This is a genomic window from Kitasatospora sp. NPDC034035, assembly GCF_055575755.1.
Map to the genome: position 1 here is coordinate 65,467 of NZ_JBVISA010000030.1, position 19,223 is coordinate 84,689.

Annotated in this window: 16 protein-coding genes; 11 read left to right on the top strand and 5 right to left on the bottom strand. The window is 72.1% G+C overall.

The genetic code is table 11. The annotated features are described in order from the left end of the window. The first annotated feature begins 88 nt into the window (after positions 1 to 88). Together ACZ52J_RS32870 and ACZ52J_RS32875 are read left to right on the top strand one after the other, a co-directional pair. Positions 89 to 1,426, top strand: coding sequence for a sensor histidine kinase (locus tag ACZ52J_RS32870; protein ID WP_465623930.1), 1,338 nt, complete (start codon positions 89 to 91; stop codon positions 1,424 to 1,426). After that, positions 1,423 to 2,085, top strand: a complete 663-nt coding sequence (locus ACZ52J_RS32875) for a response regulator (RefSeq protein WP_465623932.1) — start codon at positions 1,423 to 1,425, stop codon at positions 2,083 to 2,085. Before ACZ52J_RS32870 ends, ACZ52J_RS32875 begins: the two co-directional genes overlap by 4 nt. A gap of 224 nt (positions 2,086 to 2,309) precedes the next feature. Here ACZ52J_RS32875 and ACZ52J_RS32880 read toward each other — a convergent pair whose 3' ends face one another. Beyond that, positions 2,310 to 2,663 (bottom strand): VOC family protein, encoded by a 354-nt coding sequence (locus ACZ52J_RS32880; protein ID WP_465623934.1) that lies wholly within the window; start codon positions 2,661 to 2,663, stop codon positions 2,310 to 2,312. Between the two features lie 189 nt (positions 2,664 to 2,852). Between ACZ52J_RS32880 and ACZ52J_RS32885 the strand changes: the two genes are divergently transcribed. Next, the gene (locus ACZ52J_RS32885; protein WP_465623935.1) at positions 2,853 to 4,130 is read left to right on the top strand and encodes an aspartate aminotransferase family protein; all 1,278 of its coding nucleotides are present in this window, start codon (positions 2,853 to 2,855) and stop codon (positions 4,128 to 4,130) included. A gap of 190 nt (positions 4,131 to 4,320) precedes the next feature. Beyond that, complete coding sequence (locus ACZ52J_RS32890) at positions 4,321 to 5,163, top strand: IS5 family transposase (protein ID WP_465623936.1); 843 nt, start codon at positions 4,321 to 4,323, stop codon at positions 5,161 to 5,163. Between the two features lie 37 nt (positions 5,164 to 5,200). Here the strand turns inward: ACZ52J_RS32890 and ACZ52J_RS32895 are convergent, their stop codons facing one another. Then, positions 5,201 to 5,854 carry a hypothetical protein gene (locus ACZ52J_RS32895; protein WP_465623938.1) on the bottom strand — a complete coding sequence of 218 codons (654 nt, stop codon included), beginning with the start codon at positions 5,852 to 5,854 and terminating at the stop codon, positions 5,201 to 5,203. Between the two features lie 442 nt (positions 5,855 to 6,296). Between ACZ52J_RS32895 and ACZ52J_RS32900 the strand changes: the two genes are divergently transcribed. From ACZ52J_RS32900 to ACZ52J_RS32920, 5 genes are read left to right on the top strand one after another with little or no spacing between them, the layout of a single operon-like run. Next, positions 6,297 to 7,559 carry a phenylacetate--CoA ligase family protein gene (locus ACZ52J_RS32900; RefSeq protein ID WP_465623939.1) on the top strand — a complete coding sequence of 421 codons (1,263 nt, stop codon included), beginning with the start codon at positions 6,297 to 6,299 and terminating at the stop codon, positions 7,557 to 7,559. Further along, a complete protein-coding gene (locus tag ACZ52J_RS32905) occupies positions 7,556 to 8,968 on the top strand; it encodes an MFS transporter (protein ID WP_465623940.1) in 1,413 nt (470 codons plus the stop codon). The genes ACZ52J_RS32900 and ACZ52J_RS32905 overlap by 4 nt, the downstream gene beginning before the upstream one ends. After that, positions 8,965 to 10,116 carry a GNAT family N-acetyltransferase gene (locus tag ACZ52J_RS32910; protein WP_465623942.1) on the top strand — a complete coding sequence of 384 codons (1,152 nt, stop codon included), beginning with the start codon at positions 8,965 to 8,967 and terminating at the stop codon, positions 10,114 to 10,116. Before ACZ52J_RS32905 ends, ACZ52J_RS32910 begins: the two co-directional genes overlap by 4 nt. Positions 10,117 to 10,135: 19 nt before the next feature. Continuing rightward, a complete protein-coding gene (locus tag ACZ52J_RS32915; protein ID WP_465623943.1) occupies positions 10,136 to 11,302 on the top strand; it encodes a LuxE/PaaK family acyltransferase in 1,167 nt (388 codons plus the stop codon). Beyond that, positions 11,299 to 13,839, top strand: a complete 2,541-nt coding sequence (locus ACZ52J_RS32920) for an acyl-CoA reductase (RefSeq protein WP_465623944.1) — start codon at positions 11,299 to 11,301, stop codon at positions 13,837 to 13,839. The genes ACZ52J_RS32915 and ACZ52J_RS32920 overlap by 4 nt, the downstream gene beginning before the upstream one ends. Before the next feature lie 139 nt (positions 13,840 to 13,978). Here ACZ52J_RS32920 and ACZ52J_RS32925 read toward each other — a convergent pair whose 3' ends face one another. The 3 genes from ACZ52J_RS32925 to ACZ52J_RS32935 all read right to left on the bottom strand — a co-directional run bounded on the left by ACZ52J_RS32925 (position 13,979) and on the right by ACZ52J_RS32935 (position 16,235). Then, entirely contained in the window at positions 13,979 to 14,734 is a 756-nt protein-coding gene (locus ACZ52J_RS32925; protein ID WP_465623946.1) for a ribonuclease BN, read from the bottom strand. 302 nt (positions 14,735 to 15,036) lie between these two features. Continuing rightward, entirely contained in the window at positions 15,037 to 15,324 is a 288-nt protein-coding gene (locus ACZ52J_RS32930) for a hemerythrin HHE cation-binding protein (protein WP_465623948.1), read from the bottom strand. A 278-nt stretch (positions 15,325 to 15,602) separates the two neighbouring features. Continuing rightward, the gene (locus ACZ52J_RS32935) at positions 15,603 to 16,235 is read right to left on the bottom strand and encodes a DUF6296 family protein (RefSeq protein ID WP_465623950.1); all 633 of its coding nucleotides are present in this window, start codon (positions 16,233 to 16,235) and stop codon (positions 15,603 to 15,605) included. Between the two features lie 282 nt (positions 16,236 to 16,517). Between ACZ52J_RS32935 and ACZ52J_RS32940 the strand changes: the two genes are divergently transcribed. Together ACZ52J_RS32940 and ACZ52J_RS32945 are read left to right on the top strand one after the other, a co-directional pair. After that, on the top strand, positions 16,518 to 17,072 hold the full coding sequence (locus ACZ52J_RS32940) for a hypothetical protein (protein ID WP_465623952.1): 555 nt from the start codon (positions 16,518 to 16,520) through the stop codon (positions 17,070 to 17,072). A gap of 807 nt (positions 17,073 to 17,879) precedes the next feature. Further along, positions 17,880 to 19,025, top strand: a complete 1,146-nt coding sequence (locus ACZ52J_RS32945; RefSeq protein ID WP_465623953.1) for a lactonase family protein — start codon at positions 17,880 to 17,882, stop codon at positions 19,023 to 19,025. The last annotated feature ends 198 nt before the right edge of the window (positions 19,026 to 19,223 follow it).

Sequence of the window (19,223 nt, forward strand, 5' to 3'; positions counted from 1 at the left end):
ACGTTCCCCGGCCCCGGCCCGGGTCCGGCCGTACACGGTGGCGGCCCCGGCCGGGGCCACCATGACGCTGAATCGACAGGAACGTGTGATGACCGAGACGGCCGAGGAACCCGGCAATGCCCACCGGGCACGCCACCGGAACCGGGTGCCGGACCGGGTGCCGAACCGGGTGCGGGAGCCGAACCGGGTGCGGGAGCAGTGGGCGAGGACAGCCCTACGGCTGACGAGGTACGCCGACCCGGCCGCCGCACGAGCGGCGCGAGTGGTGGCAACCAGCGGGCGCTGGGCCTCCCGGCTGCCGCCCATGGCGTGGGACTCGCTGCTGCCGACGCTTCTCCTCCTCAACGTCGTGACCACACAGCCGCCGCAGAAGCTGCCGGTGGCCGTGGCCCTCACCGCCGCCCTCGCGCTGCCCCTGGTGTGGCGGCGCCGGGCCCCGCTCACGGTGTTCGGCGCCGTGGCGGCCGCGGCCTTCGTCCAGTGGCTGACGGACGTCCAACTGCCGGCGGACATCGCCCTGTTGGTGGCCCTCTACACGGCGGCCGCGCACTCGGGCCGACGCGGCACGCTCGTCGCCGGTGCCGTCGTGGAGGCGGGGGTCCTGCTGGCCTGCCTGCGCTGGGCGACGGAAGGTGCGTTCCTGACCCCCTTCGTCGCGGTCACCGCGATGGCCGTCGCCGCCGCCGTCCTCGGTGTGAACGTGCGGACCACACGCGCCTACCTCGCGGCCCTTGAGGAACGGGCGGCACACCTGGAGCAGCAGCAGGACCAGCAGGCACGACTGGCCGTCGCCGAGGAAAGGACACGTATCACCCGGGAGATGCACGACATCGTCACCCACAACCTGTCCGTCATGGTCGCGCTCACCGACGCAGCCGTCTACGCGCAGCACCGCTCGCCCGACAAGGCCACCACCGCGATGCTCCAGATCTCCGAGACAGGCCGACAGGCCCTGACCGACATGCGGCGCTCGCTGGGCATCCTGCGGACCGACGAACCGGACGCGGAGCGCCACCCGTTGCCCGGCATCGCACAGCTGGCGGCCCTCGCCGACCAGATGTGCGCCGCCGGGCTGCCGACCCGCCTCGAGGTCCGGGGCGGCCACACCCACATACCCGCCACCGCACAACTCACCGTCTACCGCCTGGTACAGGAAGCCTTGACCAACACCCTCAAGCACACGCCCGCCGGCACCCACGCGAAGGTCCGGATACGGTGCTCGGCCGAGACCGTCACCGTCGACATCACCGACAGCGGTCGCCGCCCGCCACGTCCCGGCGCCACACCATCCGGCCACGGCATCCCCGGCATGCGCGAGCGCTCGGCCGCCTACGGGGGCACGTTGCGGGCCGGACCGCTTCCGGGCGGCGGCTGGGGAGTCCATACCCGCCTCTTCCTCGGCAGCGACGGAGCGGCGTCCACATGACGATCCGCATCCTGATCGCCGACGACGAAGCGCTGCTCCGGATGGCCTTCAGCACCGTCCTGGAGGCCCAGCCCGACATGGCGCCGGTCGGCGAAGCCGCGGACGGCACCGAGGCCGTACGCCTCGCCCGGGAGCTGAGCCCCGACGTCGTCCTCATGGACGTCCGGATGCCCGGGACCGACGGGATCGAGGCGACCCGGCAGGTCATCCGGGTCTCGCCGCACAGCCGGGTGCTGATCCTCACCACCTTCGACCTCGACGACTACGCCTTCTCCGGACTCAACGCCGGAGCCTCGGGCTTCCTGCTGAAGAACACCAGGCCCGAGGAGCTTCTCAACGCGATACGCAGCGTCGCCGCGGGCGACGCGGTGATCTCCCCGCGGATCACCCGACGCCTGCTGGAGAACCTCCGCCCACACATCCCCGACGGCCGCAGCGCCGACCACGACGAGCGGCTGGGCCGGCTCAGCGCCCGTGAACGCGAGGTGCTCGTCCAGGTGGGCCGCGGTCTGTCCAACACCGAGATCGCGGCCACCCTGTACCTCGCGGAGGCGACCGTGAAGTCCCATCTGGGGCGTATCCTGCACAAGCTCGAACTCCGCGACCGGATCCAGGCCGTGATCTTCGCCTACGAGAACCGCCTCATCCACCCGGCGTGACATCGCCGCCGGAAGCGGCGCACCGGGGCGCGGGGCGCGAGGCGATCGAGCGGATGTTCCGCGACACGGTGACCGTCCATGCCGACGGCGCTTCACCGAGCGAGGCGTCCGGATCACCCTCGTCGTCGACGTCGGCCACCACCTGCGCGCCCCGGGCACGCACCCCTCATGAGCGGCGCTCATGGCGCCCGGCGCGGCATGAGCAGCGTGCCGCCCGGGTGCGGTCAGACGGGCTGCCAGAGCTCGATCCGGTTGCCCTCCGGGTCGGTGACCCAGCCGAACCGGCCGACGGCCGCCATCTCCTGCGTCTCCTCCGCCACCTGCGCCCCGGCGGCCCGCAGCTGCGCGAGCATCGCGTCCAGGTCGCGGACCCGGAAGTTCAGCATGGTCTGCTGGGTGCGGGAGCCGAAGTAGTCCGTCCCGGACTCGAAGGCCGCGAACACCGTCGGCCCGGCCTCCTGGCCCCACAGGCCGTGCTCGTCGGCGTCCAGCCCCAGGCAGTCGCGGTACCACGCACTCAGCGCGTCCGGGTCGGCGGCCCGAAGGAAGTACCCGCCGATTCCAAGCACTCGTTCCATGCCGCCATCCTGCCAGCCCGGCGCTGCCGGCTGCGGGTCTCGGCTGTGGAGTCGCGGCCCCGTGTCGTGCCCGATTGACCGGGTTGCGGAGCAGGCGTCGGGTAGCTTGCTTGCCTGAGAGCCGTCCACGCGCCCCGGCTGTCCGATCGAGCGCCAAGTCGATGCTGTCGCAGGGAGAGTGAGCCTCGCATGCCGGAGCTGCTCGGCCGCCATCGCGCGGTCATGCCGAGGTGGATGTCGCTCTACTACGAGGAGCCGATCGAGATCGTGAGCGGCAAGGGGCGCCGCGTCACCGACTCCGACGGGCGCAGCTATCTCGACTTCTTCGGCGGCATCCTCACCAACATGCTCGGGTACGACGTGCCCGAGGTCCGGGAGGCCGTCGAGCGGCAGTTGCGCACCGGGGTCGCGCACACGTCGACCCTGTATCTCCTCCGCACCCAGGTGGAGTTGGCCGAGCGGATCGCGGAGCTTTCGGGCATCGCGAACGCCAAGGTCTTCTTCACCAACTCCGGCACCGAGGCCAACGAGACGGCGCTGCTGCTCGCCACCAACGCTCGCCGGTCCGACCAGGTGCTCGCCCTGCGCAACAGCTACCACGGGCGCTCGTACGCGGCCACTGCCGTCACGGGCAACCGGAGCTGGAAGAACTCCTCGCTCTCGCCCGTCCACGTGCACTACCTGCACGGCGCCGACCGCGCACGCTTCCCGCAGCTGTCGGACGAGGAGTTCCTGGCCTTCTGCGCGGACGATCTGCAGCACGTCGTCGACACGGCCACCGCCACGGACGTCGCCTGCCTGATCGTGGAGCCCGTCCAGGGCGTCGGGGGTTTCACCGCCGCACCGGACGGGCTCTTCGCGAGATACCGGGAGGTCCTGGACCGGTACGGGATCCTGCTCGTCTCGGACGAGGTGCAGACGGGCTGGGGCCGTACCGGAGAGCACTTCTGGGGTATCCAGGCCCATGGCGTGACACCCCAGGTCATGACCTTCGCGAAGGGCCTGGGGAACGGCTTCGCGATCGGCGGTGTCGTCGCGGACGGCACGTTGATGGACGCGCTTCCGGCGAACGGCATCTCCACGTTCGGTGGCAACCCGATCGCGACGGCGGCTGCCAAGGCCACACTCGACTACCTGCTCGCCCACGACCTCCAGGCCAACGCGCACCGGCTCGGCAGCCTGCTGATCGACGGCCTGCGGACGGCGGCGGAACGGCTTCCGGTCGTGCGGGACGTCCGGGGCAAGGGCCTGATGTTCGCCGTCGACCTGGTCGACCCCGAGACGGGAGCGCCGAGCCCGGCGCTGGCCGCCGCCGTGCTGGAGCACGCGAAGGAGCGGGGCCTGCTCGTCGGCAAGGGCGGCCTCTACGGCCACGCCCTGCGGATGGCTCCCCCGCTCACCCTGACCGAGGACGAGGCCGGGGAAGGGCTCGGCATCCTCGTCGACTCGCTTGCCGCCGTCTGCTGACACCGCCCCGGGCGACGACGACGGCGAGGGCGAGGGCGACGACGGCCACGGCGATGGCGATGGCGGAATCCTCCGCGATTGCCTTTAGAGGCCGCGCAGATAGGCGGCTGATGGGACCAGTCGGCGGACGAGACAGGCACAGGTTCCGTGATCACGGAGTTGCGACGCTCTGTGATCATTGGGGAGACCTGTGCCTGTGCTGCCATTCTGGCTGACCGAACCGCTCTGGGACCAATTCACCGCTCTGCTGCCGCAGCGGCCGCAGTTCGATCCAACCCACCCACTGGGCTGCCACCGACGCCGGATCAGCGACCGGATCGTCTTCGACAAGCTGCTGCAAGTCCTGCGGTTCGGCTGCTCCTACGAGGCGATAGCGGACTCCACCTGCTCGGCCGCCACGATTCGAGGCCGCCGCGACGAGTGGATCGGCCTGGGCCTGTTCGCGCGGTTGAAGCAGATCGCCCTCCAGGCCTATGACCGCGTCGTCGGCCTCGTCCTCGACCAGATCGCCGTGGACGGTGCCATCACCAAGGCCCCCAGCGGCGGCGAAGCGGCCGGACGCTCACCCGTCGACCGGGGCGAACAGGGCATGAAACGGTCCGCAATGACCGATGGGTACGGCATCCCGCTGGGCCGCATCCTGGCCGGCGCCAACCGCCACGACTCGCCGCTTCTGGCCCCGACTCTGGACCTCCTGGACGGACTTGGGCCGCTGCCCGGTGAGATCACCGTCCACTTCGACGCCGGCTACGACTCGGACAAGTCCCGTGCCGTGCTCGACGAGCGGAGGCTGCGCGGTCAGATCGCACGCAAGGGGACCAAGGCGCCGGTCCAGGCCACCCGGCGATGGCATGTCGAGCGCACCCACGCCTGGCAGAACGCCTTCCACCGACTCGCCTGCTGCTACGAGCGCCGCTCCAGCGCCATCGACGCCTTCTTCGACCTCGCCGACACGATCATCACCGTCCGCAGTCCGATCCGCCGAGCCTGGACCACCCATCGCTGGGATACCCACCCCCAACGCCGACCATGACCGGCCGCCATCTACACGATCTTTAAAGCCACATGAGTCAGCCGTGGCCGAGCGGCGCGCCGTGCCAGCGCCAGTTCGTCCGGCGGGGGCGATCAGGCGTCTCGATGCGTCCGGTGGCCCACAGAAGAGTCGACCACGGCGTGTCGATGACGAGGACGTCGGGGAACAGCCGCGCCAGGACTCGCTCACTCAGGTCCTGCGGGGCTTCCCAGACGCGATTCAGCCCCTGGGTGATGTCGTGGGTGTGGACCAGGGTCTCGACGACGCCCATCGCCGCAAAGCCCTCCGGGTCGGACGCGCCGAAGACGTGCGGGGCCAAGGTGGTTGCGTCGGTGGTGTCGACGACCGTCGCGAGCAGTCCGCCGCAGGCCTCCACGACGGTCAGGAGTCCCTCGGGCCCTGCCTCGTGATCCCCGAAGATGACATTGGCCGGGCCATCCGGTCGATCACTGGAAATGCGCAGTGGGACGCGCGGTACGGCGATGGGCTGCGCGAGCCCGAACCGTAGCGCGTAGGTGAGCAGGTCGTCCGCGAGGTGTTCGAGAGTCTCCCAGCACGTCCACTCCAAACCGCCAGCCGGGGCGTGCCATCGGGCAGCCGGGACATCTTCCAGGGCGTCGACGCAGTGGGCGACGGCCTGGCGCACGTGCTCCCCGCGCACCGGCATGTGAGGTTCTCCGGGCTGTGGCATGCGGGGAGCCTACAAGGCCGAAGCGATGTGATCGGCCAGCAGCCCTGGCCGCCTTGGCCACCGCAGCTGGGTCCGTGTCGGTCTTCGACGCGACGAGTCGCACGAGGTGCCCTCACCAATCGCCTATCCGCGCGTCCTCTTAGTTGAATTCGAGACATTTCATGTGCGGCCGCCGAATTCCCGACTGAGACGCATGTCACCCTTCCATTCCGGTACACCGGAAAAGGCCGCTGATGGGGCCTCAGTTCGCCATGGCATCAGCCCAACGGCAGGCTCGCGGCTGCGATCCGAAGGTCCATCAAGGTGCTAGCCTCTCTTCTTGCGAGTGGGAGGCCAGTTCCTCCTGACTTCGCCTCAGTATCGACCGAATGATCTGTGCGCATCCGGCTTCCCGGTGCCGCCCGCTCGGTCCGTTCTCCTCACAGCCTCAGAGCAGGAATTGATGCCGGTTCAACCAATAGCGGAACTCATACGGTTCGCGCGCCGCAATTCGCCCTTCTACGCCGAGCTGTACGCCGGCCTGCCGGACCGGGCCGTGCGACTGACCGATCTCCCGGTCGTCCCGCAGGCCGAGTTCTGGCAGGCGAACACACCTCGCGGCAACCGGCTGCTGACCGGGCCGCTGGAGGAGGCGGTGGTCTTCAAGAGCGGTGGCACCACCGGCTCGCCGAAGTTCTCGTTCTACAGCCGGGAGGAGTGGCGGGAGTTCACCACCTCCTTCGGCGCCGGGCTGGTCGATGCCGGACTGCGCCCGGGGCACCGGGTCGCCGACCTCTTCTACGCGGGCGACCTGTACGCCAGTCACACCTTCATCCTCGACGCACTGCACCGCTCGCCCGTCGCCAACGTCCGGCTGCCGATCGGCGGGGCCGCGCCGCTGGAGTCGACCGCGCAGACCCTGGAGCAGTTCGAGGCCGAGGTGGTGGCCGGCACTCCGACGACGCTGTGCGCGCTGGCCGACCACCTGCTGGCCTGCGGTCGCGAACTCCCCTCCGTGGAGCTGCTGTTGTTCGGCGGCGAGGGCCTCTACCAGGACCAGCAGCCGCTGCTCGGCAAGGTGTTCCCCAACGCCCGGGTCTCCTCGATCGGCTATGCCGCCGTCGACGCCGGGCTGCTCGGCCGACCGGTGCCCGGAGCGGACACCCGGGTGCACCGGGTGTTCACTCCGGAGACGGTGGTGGAGATCCTCGACGAGCACACCGGCGAGCCGATCACCCGTGCGGGCGTGCCGGGGCGGGTCGTGGTGACCGACCTGCGACGACGGCTGATGCCCGTGCTGCGCTACCCCGTCGGGGACCGCGCGGAGTGGACCGACCCCGCCGCCGGGCAGTTCCGCATCCTCGGTCGGGCCCAGGAGGGCGTCCGGGTGGGACCGGTGTCGCTGTACACCCAGGACGTGCTCGACCTCGTCCGGGCCGCCGACCCGGACGGCCGGGTGACCGGTGCGCAGCTGGTCGTGCGCCGCTGGGACGGCCGGGACGGCCTGGTGCTGCGCCTTGCCTGCGACGGGAATCCCAGCGGGCTCCCCGAGCTGGCCGCCGGTGTCGAGGCCGGGATCCACGCGGCGCGGCCGCTGTACCCGGAGGCGGTCGCCGCCGGATACGTCCATCCGCTGTCCGTCACGTGGGTGCGCCACCAGGAGCTCACCGTCAACGCGCGGACCGGCAAGCTGATCCGTGTCCTCGATGAACGGCCGCACTCGTGACGGGCCCCGCAACGGCCTCCGGAACAGCCCCCGCGACGGCCTCCGGAACGGCCCCCGCAACGGCCCCCGCAACGGCCGGCCGCCGCCTGCCGCTCGTCCTGCGCAACCGGTTGTTCGGCGCCGTGTGGGCCGCCCAGGTCCTCACCCAGGCCGCCGGACGGATGTTCCAGGTCGGCGCGGTGTGGTGGCTGGTGGGATACGCCGCCGGCGCGGACCGCGGTCTGGCCGCCGGCGTCTTCCTCGCCGTCAGCACCCTGCCCGCGGTCGCGCTGGCACCGCTGGTGGCCAGGGTCATCGCCCGCTGCCCGCACCGTACCGTGCTGGGTGGCTCGGCCGCCGTCGCCGGTCTGGTCGCCCTCGGCACGGCCGTCTGGACGTACACCACGGCACTGCCGATGGCCGTCGCGTACGGCTCGACGCTGCTGCTGGCAGGCTGCCAGGCGGTCTTCGACCCCTGTCTGACCACCTCCGTGCCCGAGCTGGTCGAGGATGCCGACATCGAGGCCGCGACGGGTTTCGAGCTCAGCACCCAGTCGCTGGCCGGCGTGGCCGGCGGGCTGCTGGGCCCGCTGGTGGTCGACGCCGCCGGTCTGGCGGGGATCATCACCGGGTGCGCCGGCGCCTACCTGCTGGCGGCCGCCCTGATCGGCGCGACCCGCTTCCCCACCCGCCCGGACGCCCCGGCCCCGGACGCCCCGGCCCCGGACGGCCCGGCCCCGGACGGCGGCGGGCCCGCCGCGGCACGGCCGCTTCGCCGGATCCTGGCCGAACTGCCTTTCGTCCGACGGGTGTTGCTCTGCTTCGCCGCGGCCAACCTGTTCACCACGGCGGTGTTCGTGGTGATGCCCCTGTTCACCCGGACGGTACTGCACGCCGACGGCTCGACCGTCGCCGCGCTGGAGGCGGCGCTCGGCGCCGGCACGCTGGTGGGCTCGTTCACCGGCGGTCGTCTCCCGGGGGCCCCCACCGTGGTCGGCGCCGGATGTCTCGGTCTGCTGGCCGTCGCGCTCGGCCTGCCCGGCCTGGTCGGTGGCCAGGCCGCGGCAGTGGGGTCGATGGCGGTCGCGGGCTGGTGCGTGGGCGTGATCGGTGTCCGGTTCGTCGCCCTCTTCCAACGGCTGGTACCGGCCGGGGACCGGGCCGGCTTCTTCGCCATGATGCAGGCGCTGCTGGGTGCCACCTTCCCGGTGTCCTCGCTGGTGTTCGGCCTGCTCGGCGACCACCTCTCGCCGCGCACACTCTGCCTCGTCCAGGCCCTCGGCGTCCTCCCGGTCGCCGCCGCCCTGTGGTGGACCGGCCGGCGCGAACCGGCCGCCCCCGGCCCCGTGGCGGCCCCGCCGGAGGAGCTGCCCCCGGCCCCGCAGGAGGAGCCGTCCCCCGCCCCGCAGCCGATCGGAGACGCGCGATGACCGTGACGATCGCCCCCGCCGCCCCGCAGGACGTCGCCCAGCTGCGTCAGCTCTACTTCGACGTCTACGGCCACGGCTACCCGGTCGCGCTCGGCAGCGACCCCGCGGAGATGCGTCGCCTGATCGCCGACCCGCACACCCACTGGCTGACCGCACGACGCGAGGACACCGGACACCTGGCCGGGTCGGTGGCCGTGCAGACCGACCCCGGCAGCCGCATCGGCAAGCTGGTGGGCCTGGCGGTCCACCCCGAGCAGCGCGGCGGCGGCCTGGCCGGCCGGCTGACCGCCGCGGTCTGCGCGGACGCCTTCGCGACCGGCGCTCCGGACTCGATCTACGCGACCGTGCGGGTGGTCACCCCGGGCCCGCAACAGGTCTTCGCCCGCAACGGCTTCCGCGCACTCGGCCTGCTGCCGAACGCCGTCGAGGTGGCCGGCTGCGAGAGCCTGGCGCTGTTCGCCCGGCACGCCGACGGTGTCCTGGCCCGACGCGAGAGCGTCGACCAGGTGCCCGGAGCCCTGCTCCCGCTGCTGGAGGCCGCGCGGCAGAGCACCGGCCTCGGCTACGGCGACCCGCAGCCGGTGGACGCCCCCCTCGCCCCCACCGGGCGCAGCGCTCCGGTGACCGCGCCGATGGAGCTGATCACGGCGCCCGGGTTCGTCCGCCGCCGGTTCCTGGAGCTCTTCCCCGATCCGGCGCAGCGGTTCTTCCCGCTGCACGTGCCGAACGCCGTCCTCACCCCGCCGGACGGCGCGTTCGAGGCGTACGCCGACCTGGACCCGGTCGCGGCGAGCTGCTCACTGGTCGCCGTGCACCCGTCCCCGGCAGCCGTCAGCGGCGCGCTGGAGCCGCTGATGGCGGCGGTCACCCGCGCGGGCGCCGACTACGTCGAGACGCTGCTGCCGCTGGCCGACACCGCCGGGCTGCACGCCTTCCTGGCGGCCGGGTTCATCCCGAGCGCCGTCTACCCGGCGATGCGCCGGATCGGCGAACGGTTCCACGACTACGTCGTGCTGTCCCGCACCAGCCGTCAGATCGACTTCAGGACCACCGCCGTCGGCAGCCCGCTCCAGCCGTACCTGCCGGCCTACCTGACCGCCTGGACCTCGACCTACCTGCCCCTTCCCCTTGCCGAGGTCGCCCCATGACCAATCCCGAGGTTGCCCCGTGAACATCCATCTCGCGCCGGTCGAGGTCCCCGACCCCGCCGCGCTCCCGCACGTCCAGCAGCTGTGCGACCTGGCCTCCCCGTACGCGGCCGGGCCGGAGACCGACCGGCTGTTCGCCGCCGCGATGGCGGAGAGCCACACCTGGCACGCGCAGCGCTCGCCGTTCTACCGCTCCCTGTTGGACGGGCCGGCGGAGGTCGCCGCGCCGACCGTCGGCGCGGACGTCCGCACTCCCCTGGTGCACGCCAACTTCTTCAAGCGGCACGAGGTGCTCTCCATCCCGCGGGACGAGGTCTTCCTCCACCTCACGTCCTCCGGCACCACCGGCCAGAAGTCGCAGATGTTCTTCGACGGCTGGACGATCCGGTCGGCGCAGCGCATGGTCGCGCGGATCTTCGACCACTACGGCTGGATCACCCCCGACCAGCCGGTCAACTACCTGCTCTACAGCTACGAGCCCGCTCCGCAGCTCAAGCTCGGCACCTCGTTCACCGACAACTACCTCTGCGACTTCGCCCCGGCCAACCACACCACGCACGCACTGCGGCACACCGGCGGCGGCCACGAGTTCGACGTCCACGGCTGCATCGCGGCGCTGCAGCGCTACGCCGAGGACGGCCTGCCGGTACGGATCCTCGGCTTCCCCGCGTTCCTGCACTTCACCCTGGAGCGGATGCGGTCCCTCGGCCTGCCGCCGCTGCGGCTGCCGGCCGGCTCGCTGGTCCTGCTCGGCGGCGGCTGGAAGGGGCACACCGACCGGCAGATCGGCAAGGACGAGTTCTACGCCGCGGTCACCGAGCAGCTGGGCATCCTCCCGGAGCGGATCCGGGACACCTTCGGCTCGGTCGAGCACTGCGTGCCGTACATCGAGTGCGAGCACCACCGCCTGCACGTCCCGGTCTGGTCGCGGGCCGCGGTGCGCGACACCCGCACCCTGCAGCCGCTGCCGTTCGGCGAACGCGGCTTCCTCCACCTGGTCTCGCCGTACATCACCTCGGTGCCGGCGCAGAGCGTCGTCATGGGCGACCTCGCCTCGCTGCACCCGGCGCAGGAGTGCCCCTGCCCGCTTCCCACGCCGTGGTTCACCATCCACGGGCGTGCCGGGGTCAGCCGCAACCGCAACTGCGCGGCGGCCGCCGCCGAACTCCTGAAGGGACTGTCGTGAACCCCGAACTCGTAACGGCCGGAGCGCACTTCTGGCAGGGATCGTTCGTCGACGACGAGGAGGCCGGCCGCCGGCTCGCCGAACTGCCCGAGCTCGCCGCCCAAACCCTCGCCGAACCCCTGCCCACCGAGCTGGTGCTGAGCGCCTGCCAGCGCCTCGCCGCCGCCCTCGCCACGCCGGACGGCCCCGTCCGCACCCGCCTGCTCGGCGTGCTGACCGACGGCGGCACCGACCCGGAGGAGGCGTCGGCGACCCTCTCCGAGATCGCCGACGCGATCACCCGCCCGGCCCTGGAGCGCAAGCTCCGGCACGAACTCGGCGGGCTGCACCCCGAGCGCCTCACCCGACCCGACGCCCGGGAGACCACCTTCGAGGCCTGGGCACCGGTCGGGCTGCTGGTCCACATAGCCCCGGGCAACGCCGCCGCCGTCGCACCGCTGACCGTCATCGAGGGCCTGCTCACCGGGAACCTCAACGTGCTGAAGACCAGCAGCGGCGACACCCCGCTCGCCCAGCACCTGCTCGCCGAGCTGGCCGCCGCCGACCCGACCGGCGCCCTGGCCCGCCGCATCGTGGTGCTGCGCTTCTCCTCCGCCCGCACCGAGTGGCTGCGCCTGCTGTGCGCGCCCGCCGACGCGGTGGCGGTCTGGGGCGGCGAGGACGCCGTCCGCTCGGTCGCCGAGCTGGCTCCAGCCGGCTGCCGGCTGATCGAGTGGGGCCACCGGATCTCCTTCGCCTACCTGACCCGTGACGCCTGGTCGGACGGGGTGACGCTGGACGCGCTCGCCGCCGACGTCTGCCGCTTCGAGCAGCAGGCCTGCTCCAGCCCCCAGGTGATCTACCTCGACACCGAGGACGACGGTGAGGTCTTCGCCTTCGCCGAGCGCTTCGCGGCCCACCTCGCCGACGCCTCCGCCGAGCTGCCCCGGCCCGAACTCGATCCGGCGGAGCACGCCGAGATCACCACCACCGAACTCATCGCCCGGTTGGAGGAGCACCTCGGCCTCACCCGGGTCGTCGCCGCCGAGGACGGGTCCTGGCGCGTCCTCGCCGACACCCGCCGCGCCCTGGCGGCCTCGCCGCTCAACCGCAGTGTCTGGGTCAAGCCGCTGCCCCGGACCTCCGTGATGACCGTGCTGCGCCCGATGCGCCGCTACCTGCAGACCGCCGCGATCGGCGGCAGCCGCGCCGACGTCGCCCGGCTGTCGCAGGCTGTACTCGCCGCGGGCGTGCTGCGGGTCACCCCGGTCGGCGGGATGCTCGACGGCTACCACGGCGAGCCCCACGACGGCGTCTACGCGCTCCAGCGCTACAGCCGGCGCGTCAGCGTCCGGGCGGACGAGGCCTTCGCCACCACCGCGTGCCTGGACGACCTGGCGGCCCCCGCCGTCCTCCCGGCCGCTCCGAACGGCCCGCTGCTGGACAAGGCCGGCGTGCAGGAGCAGTTGCGCACCCTCGCGCCCGTCCACGCCCACCTGTACTTCCGCAGCGGCGGCAGCACCGGTGCCCCGGCCCTGTCGGTGTTCACCAACGCCGACTACGACACCCAGATGCGGGCCGCCGCCGACGGCCTGCTCGCCGCCGGGTTCGACCCGGCCCGGGACCGCGCCGCCAACCTCTTCTACTGCGGCGGCATGTACGGGAGCTTCATCAGCTTCTTCTCGATCCTGGAGCGCCTCAACGCCACCCAACTGCCCATCGCCGCCGGCTCCGACCACGCCGCCACCGCCCAGGCGCTGGTGACGTACGGCGCGAACGCGGTGTTCGGCATGCCGTCCTACCTCTGGCAGCTGTTCCACTCCGAGGGCGCGGCACTGCGCGCGTACGGCGGGATCCGCAAGGTGTTCTACGGCGGCGAGCACTTCACGACGGAACAACGCCGGGTGCTCACCGAGGAGTTCGGCGTCGAAGTGATCCGCTCGGCGGCGTACGGCAGCACCGACCTGGGGCCGCTCGGCTACCAGTGCACCCACGCCGAGGGCTCGGTCCACCACGTCCTGACCGACCTGCACACCCTGGAGGTCCTGGATCCGCAGGCCGACCGCCCGGCCCCCGCCGGGCAACCGGGCCGCCTGGTCTTCACCAGCCGCACCCGCGCCGGACAGCGCCTGGAGCGCTACCAGATCGGTGACCTCGGCCGCTCGGTCGAGGGCGTCTGCCCGTGCGGCAGCCACACCCCGCGGATCGAGCTCCTCGGCCGGTACGGGGACGTCGTCCGGGTCGGCACGTACTTCTTCAACGTCCGGCGCTTCATCGCGGTGGCTGAGGAGAGCCTCGGCTACCGCGGCGAGCTGCAGCTGGTCCTGGACGCCGGCGCCGGCCGGGAGCGGGTCACCGTCCGCCTCGACCGGAGGTACGCCCCCGACGCCGCGGCCGCAACGGCTGCCTTCCCCGCCGCCATCCCCGAACTCGCCTCCGCCGTGACCGAGGACCTGCTCGACTTCACGGTCGAGACGGCCGACAGCGGGGCCTTCGAGCGGACTGCCACCAGCGGCAAGCTCCGCACGGTGATCGACCGGCGGCAGCCCACGGCGTGACCCCGTCGGTGCCGGTGCAGGGCCCGGTGCAGGGCCCGGCACCGGCACCGGCACGGAGACCGGCACGGGCACGGGCTCGGCGCGTTCGACGCCGGAGTCGGCGCTCGGATCGGGATACGGGGGAACCGGACCTCCCTTGTCAGTCGGGCTCCCGGTAGGCCCGCACCAGCGCACGCCCGGCGAGTGCGCCGCCGTAGACGGTGTAGCCCACGCCGATCAGCCAGGACTGGACGACCAGCACCGTGCCGACCGTCCCGTAGGAAGTCGCGTTGGACACCAGCAGCGGTGCGAAGACCAGCCGGGAGAACAGCCTCAGGCCGGCCAGCGCCACGATGGCCGCGACCGCCCCCGGCAGCAGGTCCCGGTACGGGACGCGACCGGCGAGCAGCAGGTGCTGGAGCCACCAGAACAACAGGACGCCGCCGAGGGTCGTGACAGCGATGCGGAAGGCGGGTTGGACGCTCGCGTGCCGCCAGGGCGAACCGCTGGAGGCGGCCAGCAGGATGTATCCGATCAGTCCGGCCAGGCCGAGCGTCTGGCGCCAGACCGAGTGCCAGGGACCGCGGTCCAGCCCCCAGGTGCGCTCGTAGACGCCCTGCACGGCGGCCATCAGGGAGATCCCGAAGACCGCGAGCGCGGCCAGGCCGAAGCCCGTGGTGGTGCTGAGCACCTGTCCCCGGGAGGCGAAGAGGCCGTGCACGGCGACGGCGCCCCGGCCGGTCAGACCCAGGCCGTCGGTGATCCACTCGGTGATGCCACTGCCCCGCGACGGGAAGGCGGCGGCGATGACGATCAACAGCGGCACGAGGGTCACGAAGAACAGCGCCGCGAAGGCCATCGACCGCTGCAGCAGTTCGATGGTGCGGCCCCGCTCCCACACGTCTGCCGCCGTCACCCGGAGGACCTGCCACCAGCTGCGGTGGGCCGACGTGAACGAACCCCTGCGGCGCATGTCACGGTACCCGGGGGCCGTTGTCGAACACCCCGAGCCCGGTCCTGGACCCGCCCGTCATATCGCCGTCCCGGGGCCTTGTCGGTTGACAACAGTCGGGCATACCGGTTCCTTGCATCTCTGGTGCGGTCGCACGCTCCTTTCCGACGTGTGGCCGGAAGCACCGGCCGTCAAACCGGCTCTCGGGCACGAGGCCCGCGTCGGCGCGGTTCGTGCCCGGCGGCGGCGTCGGTGGCCCGGGCCGTTCACTCGGTGGCGCTGGGCACCTTCAGGGGGTCGCGGGTGGCGGTCCTCTTCGCCTCTTCGAGCCGGTCGCCCAGCTCCTGGAGGCGGTTGCGGCCCATGGCCTTGCGGACGTCGGGGAACCAGTCCTGTTCGTCCTCCTCGATGACGGCGTGAACCGTCAGTTCCTCGATCACCTGGTCGGCGATCCGGCGCTTCTCCGCGAACGCCTCATCGCCGGCCTTCTCGAAGGCCTTGAACAACTTCTCCACGCTCTTGTGGTCTTCCCTCAACAGCACGATCGCGTCCATGCAGGGGCCTCCCGGTGTCGCTGGGACTGAAGGTCGGTCGCACAGGTACCCGCCGAGCGAGCCCCCAGACAGGCACCCGGAGTGGACCACTCGCATGCCGCAGGACCCGAGCGGCCTCGGCGACAAGCCCGCCGCCCCCGCGCTACGAGAGGGGTGTCTCCCCGTCCGAGGGGCAGCCGGTTCGCCGACGCGGACGGCACGGGAGGACCGGGGGGTTCGTTCTGTTCGCCGACGGGTGCCCCCGGAGCCGACCGGCCCGGCGGCACGAAGCCGTACCGTCATGGCAGGGGTGCGGTTTCCACCACCTGGATCCGGGCGGGGCGAGTCAGCACTCGGTGGCGCCCCTCTGCGGTGATCTCGACCTGCAGACGACCGTCACAGTCGGTGTAGACGAGATGCCCGGCAGGGCCCAGTCGGCTCGTGGCCGCGACCGGCGAGGACCTGAGGACGCCGGTGGAATCGCGTAGCCACAGGAGATAGCCGGTCGCATACGGGCGGGGCGGCCCGGTGGTGGTGACCGGCTTCACGGGCTCAGCCCCGCGGAGCGCTCGGACAGGGCTGCCACTCATGGCGCCAGGCTGTCGGCGGCCGGCGGCTCCGGGCCCTCGTCTTCCTCCGCATCGCCCTCGGCCTTTGCCCGTACGTCCCGCGGGGTGGGAGCCACGATGCTCCGTTCCTCCACGGACCGTTCCCGCGTCTCCTCGTCGGGCCGAGTGTCGTCGTTCTTTCCGCTGCGGGAGGTGCCCATTGCGTCGTCCTTTCGTCAGTTTCAGGGTCGAGGTCCTCGGACCGGGCCGCAACGCGAGCCCGTCCGCAGGCGTCACCCCGGGAGGTGACGCCCTCGGTCCGCAGGACGGGAAAGAGGTCCTGCGGCCCAGATGGGCGCCCCCTCGCTCGACCACAGGTTGCATCGGTAACCTCCGTTGCGCCGCCGTCGGAATCCCGCGTGTACCCGGGGCGCCGGGCTCCACGCGGCCGTTTCCGACCGTCACTGACCCGGGCGACTGTGCCGCGTCGTTTCCGTCCCGTCCCGTTGGGCAGTCGCGAGAACCGGGAGCCGACAACAATCGCGAGCCGACCACAGCGGAAAGGGTGTTCACCAAGGGCCGGCGGACGGGCACCGGGGACGAAGGTCCTGCCACGACCGACCACCCCGGCCGCCGGAGCGGCGCACACTTCGAAGGAGTGACGACATGACGGACCCGGACGGCGAGCGCCTCCTCGCGCTCTACCTCAACGACCACCTGGCCGGCTCCTACGCCGGTGCGGCACTCGCGCACCGGATCGCCCGCGAGCACCAGGCAGAGCCCGCCGCACCCGAACTCCGCGCCCTCGCCCAGGAGATCACCGAGGACCGCGACGAGCTCGTCCACCTGATGCGGGCCCTCGGCGCACGACCCCGGTGGCGCCGGATGCTGATGGGCGCCGCCGCCGAAAAGGCCGGCCGGCTGAAGCTCAACGGGCGCCTGGTCCACCGGTCCCCGCTCAGTGACCTCCTGGAACTGGAGGCCATGCGCTCGGGGGTCCAGGGCAAGCTCGCACTCTGGCGGGCGCTGCGGGCGGCGACCACCGACGACCTGCTCGACGCCCGCCTGCGACGGCTGGAGACCCGGGCCCAGCACCAGGCGGACATCCTCGACACCCGGCAGACCGAAGCCGCCCAGGTGCTGCCGCCGGTGCGCGCCCGAAAACGGCCCATGCCGGAACGCCCGCAACCCGTCCGGCCCGCAGGACCGCAAGTCCTGTGACCGACCTGCCGGGATTCGGAAGGAGCGAAGGAATCCCCGGCTCTCGACCGCAGGCCCCCACCGGGAGAACGAGCGCGGCGACAGCACCGGAACCCGCAACGTCCGACCGACCGCGATCCGGTCCCTGTTCTCCTACGCAGCTCTCCAGCACCCCGAACACGCCCTGCTCGTCCAGCGCGTCCTGAAATGAACGCGCCACCGGCAGCATCGGTCGGCGCCCGCATCACCTCACTCGCCTCCTCGCCGCGACCGTGCCGAGTCGGCAGCTCGGAAATGTGCACCGCCACGTCGCCGGGCACGATCGACGCCTCAACGGCCTGGCGGTACGCGACGATCGCAAGAGAACCGCTCCCGTCGTGATCACTGTGGCCGCAGCTCGTACAGTCCGGTCCGCGCGGTGGGGTGTCTCTCAGCGGTGGGAAGGGTGAGCCGGTCCGCCAGACGGCGACGACGGCCACGACCACGCCCGCCAGCGTGACGATTCCCACCAGACCGATGATGGTCTGCGCAGCCATGAGCGCCCCCGTGTGCGACCGGTTCCCCAGGCACCATCAGAGCAGCCGTCGGCCGTTCGCGTCGACGTCGCCGGCCAGCAGACCGTCCGGCCCACCGAGTGACCCGGGCCGCCGAGCCCTCCCATATCCCGCATCTCCGATCAAACGTCACATACCTTGCCAGCGAGCAGAAGCGAGGACGCGTCCTGCGTCCCTCGCCCCGTCACTGCGCGCCCGGCCGCGGCAGCCGAATCCGGCCCGACCCAAGGCCCGGGCTTCGGCGAAGCCCCGGCCCTCAAGGAGGCAGCACACCGTGCAGAAGATCACTCGACTCGCCGTCGCCGTCGCAACCGCCCTCGCGACCGCGGCCGTTGGTGCCCCGGCCGCGTCCGCCGCGTACGGCGGCGAGGGCCATCCCCACGGCGGGGACCACGCCGTCTTCGTCCAGAACGACAACCCTGCGGGCAACCAGGTCATCGCCTACCGGCGAGCGGACGACGGCCACCTCACCCCTGCCGGCACCTACGACACCCACGGCCTCGGCGGCGTGCTGGCCGGATCCGTCGCCGACCACCTGGCCTCCCAGGGTTCCCTCACCTACGACCCGCGCCACGCCCTGCTGTACGCCGTGAACGCCGGCAGCGATACCGTCTCCGTCTTCTCGGTGGACGGCGACCGGCTCGCGCTGCGGCAGGTGGTGGGCTCCGGCGGCCGCTTCCCGGTGAGCGTCGCCGTGCACAACAACGTCGTCTACGTGCTCAATGCCCTGGACGGCGGCTCGATCCAGGGCTACACCGTCCGCGATGGACGCCTCCACAAGGAGGCGGGACGCAACCGCTGCCTCGGCCTCGACCCGAACGCCACGCCCCAGTTCACCACCACCCCGGGTCAGGTCGGCTTCACCGGCGAAGGCTCCCAGCTCGTCGTCACCACCAAGGCGAACAGCAACAGCCTCCTGGTGTTCAACCTCGACCGCTCCGGCGCCCCCGCCGACACGCCTGTCACCACCCTGCTGCCCGGCGCCGTCCCCTTCGCGTTCGTCCCCAACGGCCGCCACGGCCTGTTCCTCACCGAGGCCGGCACGAACGCCGTGGCGACCTTCACGATCCACCCCGACGGCACCGCCACGCAGGAGGCGTTCGCGGCCACGAACCAGGCGGCCACCTGCTGGATCGTCGCCGTCCACGACCTGCTCTACACCTCCAACGCGGGCAGCTCGACCCTCACCGGCTTCCGCACCGCCGACCGAGGCCGCCGGCTGACCGCCCTGGGCAACACGCCCACCGACCCCGGCACCGTCGACGCCGCGGTCTCCTCCGACGGGCACTACCTCTACGCCCAGACCGGCGTCAACGGCATCCTCGACGAGTTCGCGGTCAACGACGACGGCTCCCTCACCCCGCTCGGCTCCCAGACCGTCCCCGACGGCGCCGGCGGCGAAGGCATCGTCGCCTTCTGACGGGGAGGACGTTCATGAGCGTCTCCCGGCGGGGCCAGACCACCCTCTGACCGACCTGGGGTCCTCAACGGGATTCGTCAGCCCCGTCCGGGAGCCGCTCGGGTACATCCACCGCCCCGCCCGATCAGGCCCGTTCCGCCGCTCCGCCGCCCTCGATCTCTCTCCGGCCGCCGCCGCCGCGCTGTGCGAGGCTTCCGT